The following is an 11,734-nucleotide window of genomic DNA, read 5'->3' as shown; positions in this document are numbered from 1 at the left end:
GCCTGCTTGTAGAGCTCGACCTGGTTCACCTGCTTGGCCACCGCCAGGTAGTCCGGGTGCTCCTTCAGCAGGCCCCAGCGCTTGTGCTGGGTGAGGAACCACATGCCATCGCTGAGGTAGGGGAAGTTGACCGAACCGTCGTTGAAGAACTTCATGTGGTTGGGATCGTCCCAGGTCTTGCCCAGGCCGTTCTGGTAGCGGCCGAGGATGCGCTGGTTGATGGCGTCCACGCCGGTGTTGACGTAGCTCTTGTCGGCCACCGTCTCGGCCATCTTGTTCTTGTTCTGCAGGCCCGCGTCGATCCACTGGCCGGCCTCGATGATGGCGGCCGTGACGGCCCGCGCCGTGTTGGGGTAGCGCTTGACGAAGTCGGCGGTGGTGCCCAGGGCCTTTTCCGGGTGGTCCTTCCAGATGTCCTGGGTGGTGGCACTGGTGATGCCGATGCCGTCGATGATGGCGCGGTGGCCCCAGGGTTCGCCCACGCAGTAGCCGTCCATGTTGCCCACGCGCATGTTGGCCACCATCTGCGGCGGCGGCACGGTGATGACCTTGGCGTCCTTCATCGGATTGATGCCGTAGGACGCGAGCCAGTAGTACAGCCACATCGCGTGCGTGCCGGTGGGGAAGGTCTGCGCGAAGGTGTACTCGCGCTTGTCGCTCGCCATCAGCTTGGCGAGCCCCGGGCCGTCGACACCGCCCTTGTCGGCCACCTTGCGCGACAGCGTGATGGCCTGTCCGTTGTGGTTCAGGTTCATCAGCACCGCCATGTCCTTCTTCGGGCCGGCGGTGCCGAGCTGCACGCCGTAGATCAGGCCCCAGAGCACGTGCGCCATGTCCAGCTCGCCGTTGACCAGCTTGTCGCGCACGCCGGCCCACGAGGCTTCCTTGGTCGGCACGATCTTCACGCCGTACTTCTTGTCGAAGCCGAGCACCGAGGCCATCACCACCGAAGCGCAGTCGGTCAGCGGGATGAAGCCGATGCGGACCTCTTCCTTCTCGGGCTTGTCCGAGCCCTGTGCCCAGACCGCGGACTGCAGGCCCGGCACGGCGCCGGTCGCAGCCGCTGCCGCGGCGGTCTTCAGCACGGCTCGGCGGCCCAGGCGGGCTTGCAGCAGGGAAAGGTTCGGCATGGCATCTCGACTCCGTCGTTCCGATTCGTAGGGGCGAAAAAAAACGTCCACGCACCGCGAGCCGCGGAGCGAAGACGTCGTCGTCTGAGCCGGTGCACCACCCGTGGCGCACCGAATGCGGGATCGCCGTTGACCCCGCCCATGGCGCTGCAAGCGCCATGCCAAGCGCTGCCCCCGGCCGGGAACGCTCCGGTCGGCATGGAGGTTCGAAGCCGTCGGCGGCGCGCGCTGCCGGTCTTCGCGGGTCTCGGTGTCCGGACTCGACGGCCCGGCCCCTCGGCGGGTGGGCTCAGCCGAGCATGTCGGCCACGTCGATCAGCCGCTGCGCGACCTCGGCCACGCGCAGGCCGCGGTCCATCGCGGTCTTGCGCAGCCTGGCGTAGGCCTCTTCTTCGCTGAGGCCCTGGCGCTGCATCAGCAGGCCCTTGGCGCGGTCGATGAGCTTGCGGTCGTGGAGCTGCGTTTTCGCGTCGGCGAGCGCGCGGCGCATCTGCTCTTCGTGGCGGAAGCGCGCGAGCGCGACGTCGAGCACCGGCTTGATGCGTTCCGGCGCGAGGCCTGCGACGACGTAGGCGGTGACGCCTGCGGCGATCGCGTCGCCGACGTGGCTGGTGTCGTCGTCGTCGGTGAACAGCACGATGGGCCGGCGCTCGTCGCGCGTGGACATCACGACGTGCTCGAGCGTGTCGCGTGCGCCGCTTTGGGCATCGACGACGATCATGTCCGGCTGGATCTGCGCGATGCGATCGGGCAGGAAAGCATCGGTCGGCAGCACCGCGACGATGTTGTAGCCGCCGGCCAGCAGGCCGATGCGCAGGCTGCGCGAGCGCTCGGCCTCGATCACCGCCGCATCGTCGTCGTGCTCGGGCGCGAGCGATTCCGGTGCAACGATGACGATGCGCAGCGTGTGCGTCGGGGCCATGCCCGGCGTGGTGCAAGGTTCACGCCAGCGTCCCGCGCCCGGCGCGGGGCCCGGGCGGCCCTGCGTCTCAGCGCGAGGCGAGCGGGCCCAGGCGGCGCCGCAACCAGCCGATCAGGTCGGGCGTCGCTGCGGGCTCGCCCACGGCCAGCCACTGCTTGTGCGCCAGCGCGTCGAGGAAGTCGCGCACTGCGCTGCGCTGCAGGCCGCTGATGCGCACCAGCTGGCGCAGCGAAGCGGGCCGGTGCGACATCCGGTGCAGCATGCGGCGGTAGGCCATGCCCTGGTAGGCCGCGGGCAGTTCGGGCCAGGCGGCGAGGCGGTAGAGCTTCATGCCGGCAGGAAAGCGCGTTGCATCCGCCAATGGTCGGCGCTGCGGGCATGCGCGGGCGTGAGCAATTGCAAGGGCCTGTTGCCCGGTCGGCGCAGCCGGGCTTCCTACACTCGGCCGATGCTGATCCTCGGCTTCGAATCCTCCTGCGACGAGACCGGCGTCGCGCTCGTCGAGGCCGCGGGCGGCGCGCCGCCGCGGTTGCGGGCGCAGGCGCTGCACACGCAGGTCGCGATGCATGCGGACTACGGCGGCGTGGTGCCCGAGCTGGCGTCGCGCGACCACATCCGGCGCGTGCTGCCGCTCACCTGCGAGGTGCTGCGCGAGGCCGGCGCGTCGCTGGGCGACGTCGGCCGCATCGCCTACACCCGCGGGCCGGGGCTGGCCGGCGCGCTGCTGGTCGGCAGCGGCTTCGCGGTCTCGTTGGCCGCGGCGCTGGGCGTGCCGGCGCTCGGCGTGCATCACCTCGAAGGGCATCTGTTGTCGCCCTTCCTTTCGGCCGATGCGCCGAGCTTTCCCTTCGTCGCGCTGCTGGTCTCGGGCGGGCATACGCAGCTGATGCGTGTCGACGGCGTCGGCCGCTACGGGCTGCTCGGCGAGACCGTCGACGACGCCGCCGGCGAAGCCTTCGACAAGAGCGCGAAGCTGCTCGGGCTCGGCTACCCGGGCGGGCCGGCGCTCGCGCGGCTGGCCGAGATGGGCGATGCGGCCGGCTTCGATCTGCCGCGGCCCTTGAAGCACAGCGGCGATCTCGATTTCTCCTTCGCCGGCCTGAAGACCGCCGTGCGCACGCAGGTCCTCAAGCTCGGCAACAGCCCCTGCGACCAGGCGCGCGCGGATCTCGCCGCGGCCACGCAGCAGGCGATCGTCGAGGTCCTGGTGCACAAGTCGGTCGCGGCGCTCAAGGCGACCGGCTTGCGCCGGCTAGTGATTGCCGGCGGCGTCGGAGCGAACCGCCATCTGCGCGAGCAGCTCGGCGCCGCCTGCGAGCGGCTCGGCGCGCGGCTGCACTACCCGGAGCTCGATCTGTGCACCGACAACGGCGCGATGATTGCGCTCGCCGCCGCGATGCGCTGGCAAGTCGGCCTCGACGGGGCCGACACCGCAGCGCGCTTCGACCTCAGCTTCAACGTCAGGCCGCGCTGGCCGCTCGACGAACTCTCCGCCGCCTGAAGCCCATGCGCGACGCCATCCGACAGCTGCCCGCCTCCAAGATCCGCGAGGTCGCCAACGCGGGCCTCGGCCGCGACGACGTGCTGGCCTTCTGGTTCGGCGAGGGTGACGAAGCCACGCCGGCGCCGATCACCGAGGCCGCGATCGAATCGCTGCGGCGCGGCGAGACCTTCTACTCGCACAACCTCGGCCTGCCGGCGTTGCGCGAGGCGCTCGCCGACTACACGAGTGCGCTGCACGGGCCGATCGGCGCCGAGCGCATCGCGGTCACCTCCGCCGGCGTCAATGGCCTGATGGTCGCCATGCAGGCACTGGCCGGCGCGGGCGACGAGGTGGTGGTCGTGGTGCCGGTCTGGCCGAACCTCACCGCGCAGCCGGCGATCCTCGGTGCCGAGGTGACACGGCTCGCGCTGCGGCCGAAGCAGGGCGCGTGGAGCCTCGATCTCGACGAGCTGTTCGCCGCCGTCACGCCGCGCAGCAAGGTCCTGCTGATCAATGCACCGAACAACCCGACCGGCTGGACGCTGAGCCGTACCGAGCAGCAGGCGATCCTCGACCACTGCCGGCGCACCGGCACCTGGATCGTTGCGGACGATGTGTACGAGCGCGTCTGGTTCGGCGACGGCGACTGCGCGCCTTCCTTCCTCGATATCGCGGCGCCCGACGACCGGCTGATCGTCGCGAACAGCTTCTCGAAGAACTTCTTGATGACCGGCTGGCGGCTCGGCTGGCTGGTGCTGCCGGCGGCGCTGACCGAGGCGGTCGGCAAGCTGGTCGAGTTCAACACCTCCTGCGCGCCGGTCTTCGTGCAGCAGGCAGGCCTCGCGGCGCTACGCGGCGCCGGCGAGACCGTGCCGCGCGTGCGCTCGCACCTGCGGCACTGCCGCGACACGCTGGTCGGCGCGCTGCGCGGGCTCGATGGCGTCGAGCTCGCCGTCCCGAGCGGCGGCATGTACGCCTTCCTGCGGCTCGAAGGCGAGGGCGATTCGCTGGCCTGCGCGAAGCGGCTCGTCACCGGATCGGGGCTAGGACTGGCGCCGGGCGTCGCCTTCGGGCCGGAGTCCGAGGGCTGGCTGCGCTGGTGCTTCGCGTCGCGCGATCCGGGCCGGTTGCTCCAGGGGGTGCAGCGGCTGCGCGCGGCCCGGTCCCTATAATCCGCGGCTTCGCGCGGCGACGGCGGCGCGAAAACTCAGCACGGCACGGGTCGGTTTCACTCGTGCCGCAAGTGGCAACCGAAACCGCGGCATCGAGCAAGGCTCGGGGTGCGTCGGCGGTTTCATCGACAGGAAACAGCACCATGGCCGTGGCCGACCTCAACATTGCCGACATCGTCAAGGCGAACGCCCGCAGCACCGCGGACACCGGATCGCCCGAGGTGCAGGTGGCGATCCTCACCGCCCGCATCAACGACCTGACGCCGCACTTCAAGACGCACGCGAAGGACCACCACGGTCGCCGCGGCTTGCTCAAGATGGTGAGCCGCCGCCGCAAGCTGCTCGACTACCTCAAGGCCCGCGACGCCGAGCGTTACACCGCGCTGATCGCGAAGCTGGGCCTGCGCAAGTAAGAAGAACGACGAAGAGCCCGAACCGGACCTCCTGTTCGGGCTTTTCGCTTTCAGGAGCCGGCCAGCGAAGCGCCGATGTGTCATTCCATCGCGGTTGACGGGTTCAGCCCCGATGGAATGGCATCCCCGCCTCGATGTCAGGTTCCTGCGGTGAAAGGCGCCACCCCTTGCGCCCGGTTCCCGGCAGGGGAACACGACAGGAGACACGCATGAGCATGTTCAACAAGGTCAGCAAGACCTTCCAGTGGGGCTCGCACACCGTCACGCTCGAGACCGGCGAGATCGCGCGACAGTCGGGCGGCGCCGTGATCGTCGACATGGAGGGCACGGTGGTGCTGGCGACCGTGGTCGCGGCCAAGAACCCGAAGCCCGGCCAGGACTTCTTCCCGCTGACCGTCGACTACATCGAGAAGACCTACGCCGCCGGCAAGATCCCCGGCAGCTTCTTCAAGCGCGAAGGCCGGCCGAGCGAGCTCGAGACGCTGACCTCGCGGCTCATCGACCGCCCGCTGCGCCCGCTGTTTCCCGAGGGCTTCTACAACGAGGTGCAGGTCGTCGTGCATGTCCTGTCGCTGAATCCGGAAGCCTCGGCCGACATCGCCGCTCTGATCGGCTCCAGCGCGGCGCTCGCGATCAGCGGCATCCCGTTCAACGGCCCGGTCGGCGCCGCACGCGTCGGCTACGTCAACGGCGAGTACGTGCTGAACCCGGGCCCGGGCCAGCTCGCGAACAGCAAGCTCGACCTCATCGTCGCCGGCACCGAGGCGGCCGTGCTGATGGTCGAGTCCGAAGCCGATCAACTGCCCGAAGACGTGATGCTCGGCGGCGTGGTCTTCGGCCACGACCAGGCGAAGGTCGCGATCGGCGTCATCAACGAACTGGTGCGCGAAGCCGGCAAGCCCGAGTGGAAGTGGGAAGCGCCGGCCAAGGACGAAGCCTTCATCGCCAAGGTCAACGGCCTCGGTGAAGAGAAGCTGCGCGCCGCCTACCAGATCCGCTCGAAGCAGGACCGCACGCAGGCCACCCGTGCCGCCTACGCCGAGGTGCTGGCGGCCTTGGCCGAAGGTGGCGAAGCCGTCGACAAGGTCAAGGTCGAGAACCTGCTGTTCGAGATCGAAGCCAAGATCGTGCGCAGCCAGATCCTGGCCGGCGAGCCCCGCATCGACGGTCGCGACACGCGCACCGTGCGCCCGATCGAGATCCGCTCGTCGGTGCTGCCGCGCACCCACGGCTCGGCGCTGTTCACCCGGGGCGAGACGCAGGCGCTGGTGATCACCACGCTCGGCACCGAACGCGACGCGCAGCGCATCGACGCGCTGGCCGGCGAGTTCGAGGACCGCTTCATGTTTCACTACAACATGCCGCCCTTCGCCACAGGCGAGACGGGCCGCGTGGGCAGCCCGAAGCGCCGTGAGATCGGCCACGGCCGGCTCGCCAAGCGCGCGCTGATCCCGGTGCTGCCGAAGAAGGACGAGTTCGCGTACTCGCTGCGCGTGGTCTCGGAGATCACCGAGTCGAACGGCTCGTCGTCGATGGCCTCGGTGTGCGGCGGCTGCCTCGCGATGCTTGACGCCGGCGTGCCGCTGAAGGCGCACGTCGCCGGCATCGCGATGGGTCTCATCAAGGACGGCAACCGCTTCGCTGTGCTGACCGACATCCTCGGCGACGAGGATCACCTCGGCGACATGGACTTCAAGGTCGCCGGCACGACGACCGGCGTGACCGCGCTGCAGATGGACATCAAGATCCAGGGCATCACGAAGGAAATCATGCAGGTCGCGCTCGCGCAGGCGAAGGAGGCGCGGCTGCACATCCTGGGCAAGATGGTCGAGGCGGTGGGCGGCGCGAAGCAGGAGATCAGCGAGTTTGCGCCGCGCCTGTACACGATGAAGATCAACCCCGAGAAGATCCGCGACGTGATCGGCAAGGGCGGCGCGACGATCCGCGCGCTGACCGACGAGACCGGCTGCACGATCGACATCGGCGAAGACGGCACGATCACCGTCGCCTCGACCGACGCCGAGCGCGCGAAGTTCGCGCTCAAGCGCATCGAGGAGATCACGGCCGAGGCCGAGATCGGCAAGGTCTACGAAGGCCCGGTCACCAAGATCCTCGACTTCGGCGCGCTGATCAACATCCTGCCCGGCAAGGACGGCCTGCTGCACATCAGCCAGATCGCGCACCAGCGCGTCGAGCGCGTCGAGGACTTCCTCAAGGAAGGCCAGGTCGTGAAAGTCAAGGTGCTCGAGACCGACGAGAAAGGGCGCATCAAGCTGAGCCTGAAGGCGCTGCTCGACAAGCCGGAAGGCTGGGTCGAGGAAGAGCGTCCGCGTCGTGATTTCGGCGACCGGGGCGATCGGGGCGACCGCGGGCCGCGGCGTGATCGCGGCGACCGTCCGCCGCGCCGCGAGTATTCGGAACGCGCCGAGCCGCAAGGCGAGCGTGGCGGGGAGCCGCAGGGCGAGCGCGGCGATCCGCCGCCGCCTGCCGCCGACGAGCCTTCGAAGATGGAGTAGGACGTCCACGCGCCACGTCCTTCGGGCGCGGCGCGATGACGGCGTGACGGCATGCAAGCGATCGAAATCTCCCAGCCGGGCGGGCCCGAGGTGTTGCGCCTCGTGCAGCGGCCCGAGCCGGTGCCGCGCGTCGGCGAGTTGCTGATTGAGGTGGCGGCCTGCGGCGTGAACCGCCCCGACGTGCTCCAGCGCAAAGGGCTTTATCCGGTGCCGGCCGATGCCTCGGACCTACCGGGGCTCGAGGTGGCCGGGCGCGTCGTGGCCGGCGACGCCGCTGCACTGGCGGCGGCCGGCTTCGTGCTCGGCGACCGTGTTTGCGCCTTGACGCACGGCGGCGGCTATGCCGAGCGCTGCACCGCGCCGATCGGCCAGTGCCTTCCGGTGCCCAAGGGCTTGAGCGACGTCGAGGCCGCGAGCCTGCCCGAGACCTTCTTCACCGTCTGGATCAACGTCTTCGAGCGCGCAAAGCTGCAAGCCGGCGAAACGCTGCTGGTGCAAGGCGGTTCGAGCGGCATCGGCGTGACCGCCATCCAGCTTGCGAAGGCCTTCGGCGCCACGGTGATCGTCACCGTCGGCGACGACGCCAAGGGCGCGGCCTGCGTGCAGCTCGGTGCCGATCACTTCGTCAACTACAAGACGCAGGACTTCGTCGCCGAGACGAAGCGCCTGACGAACGGCCGCGGTGCGGACGTGATCCTCGACATGGTCGCCGGCCCCTACGTCGCGCGCGAGATCGAGTGCTTGGCCGACGATGGCCGGCTGAGCGTGATCTCCATCCAGGGAGGCACCGACGCGCGCTTCGACGCGAACGCGCTGCTGCGCCGCCGGCTCACGATCACCGGCTCGACGCTGCGCCCGCGCACCGTTGCCTACAAGGCGCAGATCGCGCAGGCCTTGCAGCGCGAGGTCTGGCCGCTGATCGAAGCCGGGCGGATCAAGCCAGCGGTCTACCAGACCTTCGCCGCAGCCGAGGCGGTGCAGGCGCACCAGCTGATGGAATCGAGCCGGCACGTCGGCAAGATCGTGATGTGCTGGTGAGAGGGAGAAGCGAGCGATGAACGAAGCCCGCCGCAAGCTGGTCGTAGGCAACTGGAAGATGCACGGCACCCACGCCGCCAACGAAGCGCTGCTCGAAGCGCTGAAGTCGGCCGGCCCGCTGCCCTGCGATGCCGCCGTGTGCGTGCCGTTTCCCTACCTCGCGCAAGCAGCCGAGCGGCTGGCCCGCAGCGCGATCGAGTGGGGGGCGCAAGACTGTTCGGCGCACTCTCAGGGCGCCTACACCGGCGAGGTCTCGGTCGGCATGCTGGCCGACTTCGGCTGCCGCTACGTGATCGTCGGCCATTCGGAGCGGCGCGCGCTTCACGGCGAAAGCGATCAGCTCGTCGCGGACAAGGCCCGCGCTGCGCTCGCCAGCGGCGTGACGCCGATCGTCTGCGTCGGCGAGACGTTGGCCGAGCGCGAGGCTGACGACACCGAAGCGGTCGTGAAGCGCCAGCTGTCCGCGGTGATCCACACGCTGGCGCATTGCACCGGCGAGATGATCGTCGCCTACGAGCCTGTCTGGGCGATCGGTACCGGCCGCACCGCGTCGCCCGAGCAGGCTCAGGCGGTGCACGCGTTGCTGCGTGCGCAGCTGCGCGCTGCGACGCCGCAAGCTGACAGGATGCGGCTGCTCTACGGCGGCAGCGTCAAGCCCGACAACGCGGCCAGCCTTTTTGCGCAACCCGACATCGACGGCGGCCTGATCGGCGGCGCGTCCTTGAAGGCTGCCGATTTCCTTTCGATCTGCCGCGCGAGCGCCTGAAGCGCGCGCGAACCTGGAGCTTGCTTTCATGGAATGGATGTTGACGATCGTCGCTGCGGTGCAGCTGCTGTCCGCGCTGGCGATGATCGGGCTGGTGCTGATCCAGCACGGCAAGGGCGCCGACATGGGCGCCTCCTTCGGCAGCGGCGCTTCGGGCAGCCTGTTCGGCGCGACCGGCAGCGCGAACTTCCTGTCGCGTTCGACCGGTGTGCTGGCCGCGGTGTTCTTCGCCTGCACGCTGGCGTTGGCCTACTTCGGCAACCTGCGCGGCGGTGCGGCACCGAGCAGCGTGCTCGAGCGCGCGGCGCCTGCGCAGCCCGCAGCGAGCGCGCCCGCGTCGGCGCAGATCCCCGGCGTGCCGGCTTCCGCCGAGGGCGGTGCACAGCCGGCGCCCGCCGCGCCCACGCCGAGTGCTTCGGGCGCCGCACAGATCCCGACCAAGTGATCCAAAGCCCAGGCCCTCCAGGCGGCGTCGCAGGCGCCTGAAAGGGCCTCGACACTCACCTCCGACGGGTCGAGGAGCGAAGGTTTCGAGCTAGAATTTTTGCTGCGCAACAGCGTTGCACCCGTGGGTGCGAAGCGGTTGCAACCGGCCTTTCGCCTTGCCCGTGCAAGCCCGGTTCCACGAAGCCGTCGTGGTGAAATTGGTAGACACGCTATCTTGAGGGGGTAGTGGCGAAAGCTGTGCGAGTTCGAGTCTCGCCGACGGCACCAAGGCAAAGCACGACCGGTCTTGCCCGCAGCTTGCGAAGGCATCGCCGAGATCGCGAACCGCTCGTCCACCGCTCGCCTCCAGCCTGCCCCAAGCCCGATGAGCCTCGAGCCCTACCTGCCGGTCATCCTGTTCATCCTGGTCGGCGTCGGCGTCGGTGTCGCACCGCAGCTGATCGGTTTCCTGCTCGGCCCGCGCAGGCCGAACGCGGACAAGAACAGCCCTTACGAATGCGGCTTCGAAGCCTTCGAGGACGCGCGCATGAAGTTCGACGTGCGCTACTACCTGGTGGCGATCCTGTTCATCCTGTTCGATCTCGAGATCGCCTTCCTCTTTCCGTGGGCGGTGTCTCTGAACGAGATCGGGCCGACCGGCTTTTGGGCCATGATGGTTTTCCTCGGCATCCTCGTGGTGGGCTTCGCGTACGAATGGAAGAAGGGCGCCCTCGACTGGGAATGAAGCGATGGGTATCGAAGGCGTTCTGAAGGAAGGTTTCGTGACGACCAGCGTCGACGCGCTGGTCAACTGGTCGAAGACCGGCTCCTTGTGGCCGATGACCTTCGGCCTCGCCTGCTGTGCCGTCGAGATGATGCACGCCGGCGCCGCGCGCTACGACATCGACCGCTTCGGCATGCTGTTCCGCCCGAGCCCGCGGCAGAGCGATCTGATGATCGTCGCCGGCACGCTGTGCAACAAGATGGCGCCGGCGCTGCGCAAGGTCTACGACCAGATGGCGGAGCCGCGCTGGGTCATCAGCATGGGATCGTGTGCCAACGGCGGCGGCTACTACCACTACAGCTACTCGGTCGTGCGCGGCTGCGACCGCATCGTGCCGGTCGATGTCTACGTGCCCGGCTGCCCGCCGACCGCCGAAGCGCTGCTCTACGGCGTGATGCAGCTGCAGTCGAAGATTCGGCGCGAGAACACCATCGCGCGGTGAAGCGAAAGCTCTACACGATGGACCACAAGCTCGATGTCCTGCAGCCGGCGCTCGAAGCCGCGCTGGCCGGTCGGATCAAGTCGCTGGTGCGCGATCGCGGCGAGCTCACGCTGACCGTCGCCGCAGCCGACTACCTCGGGTTGTGCGAGACGCTGCGCGATCACGAGACCCTGCAGTTCGAGCAGCTGATCGACGTCTGCGGCCTCGACTACTCGAGCTACAAGGACGGTGGCGAGTCGCCCTTCGCGGACGGCCCCCGCTATGCCGTGGTGCTTCACCTGCTTTCGGTCAGCAGGAACTGGCGGCTGCGCGTGCGGGTGTTCTGCCCGGACGACGATCTGCCGCGCATCGCTTCGGTCAACGACGTGTGGAACGCGGCGAACTGGTTCGAGCGCGAAGCCTTCGACCTCTTCGGCATCGTGTTCGAGGGCCATGCCGACCTGCGCCGCATCCTCACCGACTACGGCTTCATCGGCCACCCGTTCCGCAAGGATTTCCCGGTCAGCGGCCACGTCGAGATGCGCTACGACCCGGAACAGAAGCGGGTGATCTACCAGCCCGTGACGATCGAGCCGCGCGAGATCGTGCCGCGGATCATTCGCGAAGAGAACTACGGCAGCGGCGTGCACTGAGCCGCGACGA

13 protein-coding genes and 1 tRNA gene are annotated in these 11,734 nt (G+C 69.0%); 11 read left to right on the top strand and 3 right to left on the bottom strand.

Annotated features, from left to right (window positions below; translation table 11 throughout):
- The 3 genes from VFR90_RS11280 to VFR90_RS11270 form a co-directional block, all read right to left on the bottom strand.
- On the bottom strand, positions 1–1,130 hold a 1,130-nt coding region (locus VFR90_RS11280; protein WP_326406229.1), incomplete at its 3' end, for a CmpA/NrtA family ABC transporter substrate-binding protein.
- A 289-nt stretch (positions 1,131–1,419) separates the two neighbouring features.
- The gene (locus VFR90_RS11275; protein WP_326406228.1) at positions 1,420–2,052 is read right to left on the bottom strand and encodes an ANTAR domain-containing response regulator; all 633 of its coding nucleotides are present in this window, start codon (positions 2,050–2,052) and stop codon (positions 1,420–1,422) included.
- A 67-nt stretch (positions 2,053–2,119) separates the two neighbouring features.
- The gene (locus tag VFR90_RS11270) at positions 2,120–2,383 is read right to left on the bottom strand and encodes a hypothetical protein (RefSeq protein WP_326406227.1); all 264 of its coding nucleotides are present in this window, start codon (positions 2,381–2,383) and stop codon (positions 2,120–2,122) included.
- A gap of 117 nt (positions 2,384–2,500) precedes the next feature.
- Here VFR90_RS11270 and tsaD point away from each other — a divergent pair, with 117 nt between their 5' ends.
- The 11 genes from tsaD to VFR90_RS11215 all read left to right on the top strand — a co-directional run bounded on the left by tsaD (position 2,501) and on the right by VFR90_RS11215 (position 11,724).
- A complete protein-coding gene (tsaD, locus tag VFR90_RS11265) occupies positions 2,501–3,553 on the top strand; it encodes a tRNA (adenosine(37)-N6)-threonylcarbamoyltransferase complex transferase subunit TsaD (protein ID WP_326406226.1) in 1,053 nt (350 codons plus the stop codon).
- A 5-nt stretch (positions 3,554–3,558) separates the two neighbouring features.
- A complete protein-coding gene (locus VFR90_RS11260) occupies positions 3,559–4,707 on the top strand; it encodes a pyridoxal phosphate-dependent aminotransferase (RefSeq protein ID WP_326406225.1) in 1,149 nt (382 codons plus the stop codon).
- A 143-nt stretch (positions 4,708–4,850) separates the two neighbouring features.
- Complete coding sequence (rpsO, locus tag VFR90_RS11255) at positions 4,851–5,120, top strand: 30S ribosomal protein S15 (RefSeq protein WP_326406224.1); 270 nt, start codon at positions 4,851–4,853, stop codon at positions 5,118–5,120.
- 209 nt (positions 5,121–5,329) lie between these two features.
- Complete coding sequence (gene pnp, locus VFR90_RS11250) at positions 5,330–7,636, top strand: polyribonucleotide nucleotidyltransferase (RefSeq protein ID WP_326406223.1); 2,307 nt, start codon at positions 5,330–5,332, stop codon at positions 7,634–7,636.
- Positions 7,637–7,687: 51 nt separating this feature from the next.
- Positions 7,688–8,674, top strand: coding sequence for an NAD(P)H-quinone oxidoreductase (locus tag VFR90_RS11245; RefSeq protein ID WP_326406222.1), 987 nt, complete (start codon positions 7,688–7,690; stop codon positions 8,672–8,674).
- 16 nt (positions 8,675–8,690) lie between these two features.
- Entirely contained in the window at positions 8,691–9,440 is a 750-nt protein-coding gene (tpiA, locus tag VFR90_RS11240; RefSeq protein WP_326406221.1) for a triose-phosphate isomerase, read from the top strand.
- A 28-nt stretch (positions 9,441–9,468) separates the two neighbouring features.
- Positions 9,469–9,885 (top strand): preprotein translocase subunit SecG, encoded by a 417-nt coding sequence (secG, locus tag VFR90_RS11235; protein WP_326406220.1) that lies wholly within the window; start codon positions 9,469–9,471, stop codon positions 9,883–9,885.
- Between the two features lie 184 nt (positions 9,886–10,069).
- A tRNA-Leu gene (locus VFR90_RS11230) sits at positions 10,070–10,154 on the top strand.
- Positions 10,155–10,251: 97 nt separating this feature from the next.
- The gene (locus VFR90_RS11225; RefSeq protein WP_326406219.1) at positions 10,252–10,611 is read left to right on the top strand and encodes an NADH-quinone oxidoreductase subunit A; all 360 of its coding nucleotides are present in this window, start codon (positions 10,252–10,254) and stop codon (positions 10,609–10,611) included.
- 4 nt (positions 10,612–10,615) lie between these two features.
- The gene (locus VFR90_RS11220) at positions 10,616–11,092 is read left to right on the top strand and encodes a NuoB/complex I 20 kDa subunit family protein (protein ID WP_326406218.1); all 477 of its coding nucleotides are present in this window, start codon (positions 10,616–10,618) and stop codon (positions 11,090–11,092) included.
- Between the two features lie 17 nt (positions 11,093–11,109).
- On the top strand, positions 11,110–11,724 hold the full coding sequence (locus VFR90_RS11215) for an NADH-quinone oxidoreductase subunit C (RefSeq protein ID WP_326406232.1): 615 nt from the start codon (positions 11,110–11,112) through the stop codon (positions 11,722–11,724).
- Positions 11,725–11,734: the final 10 nt, after the last annotated feature.

This window comes from Methylibium sp., assembly GCF_035762065.1.
In the GTDB taxonomy this organism is placed as follows: Bacteria; Pseudomonadota; Gammaproteobacteria; order Burkholderiales; family Burkholderiaceae_C; genus Methylibium.
This window is presented reverse-complemented; position numbering and strand designations above follow the sequence as displayed.

What these genes read in the sequence shown, in the direction of transcription:
- VFR90_RS11275 (WP_326406228.1), bottom strand. Translation starts at nt 2,052, where the DNA reads ATGGCCCCGACGCACACGCTGCGCATCGTCATCGTTGCACCGGAATCG.
- VFR90_RS11270 (WP_326406227.1), bottom strand. Translation starts at nt 2,383, where the DNA reads ATGAAGCTCTACCGCCTCGCCGCCTGGCCCGAACTGCCCGCGGCCTAC.
- tsaD (WP_326406226.1), top strand. Translation starts at nt 2,501, where the DNA reads ATGCTGATCCTCGGCTTCGAATCCTCCTGCGACGAGACCGGCGTCGCG.
- VFR90_RS11260 (WP_326406225.1), top strand. Translation starts at nt 3,559, where the DNA reads ATGCGCGACGCCATCCGACAGCTGCCCGCCTCCAAGATCCGCGAGGTC.
- rpsO (WP_326406224.1), top strand. Translation starts at nt 4,851, where the DNA reads ATGGCCGTGGCCGACCTCAACATTGCCGACATCGTCAAGGCGAACGCC.
- pnp (WP_326406223.1), top strand. Translation starts at nt 5,330, where the DNA reads ATGAGCATGTTCAACAAGGTCAGCAAGACCTTCCAGTGGGGCTCGCAC.
- VFR90_RS11245 (WP_326406222.1), top strand. Translation starts at nt 7,688, where the DNA reads ATGCAAGCGATCGAAATCTCCCAGCCGGGCGGGCCCGAGGTGTTGCGC.
- tpiA (WP_326406221.1), top strand. Translation starts at nt 8,691, where the DNA reads ATGAACGAAGCCCGCCGCAAGCTGGTCGTAGGCAACTGGAAGATGCAC.
- secG (WP_326406220.1), top strand. Translation starts at nt 9,469, where the DNA reads ATGGAATGGATGTTGACGATCGTCGCTGCGGTGCAGCTGCTGTCCGCG.
- VFR90_RS11225 (WP_326406219.1), top strand. Translation starts at nt 10,252, where the DNA reads ATGAGCCTCGAGCCCTACCTGCCGGTCATCCTGTTCATCCTGGTCGGC.
- VFR90_RS11220 (WP_326406218.1), top strand. Translation starts at nt 10,616, where the DNA reads ATGGGTATCGAAGGCGTTCTGAAGGAAGGTTTCGTGACGACCAGCGTC.
- VFR90_RS11215 (WP_326406232.1), top strand. Translation starts at nt 11,110, where the DNA reads ATGGACCACAAGCTCGATGTCCTGCAGCCGGCGCTCGAAGCCGCGCTG.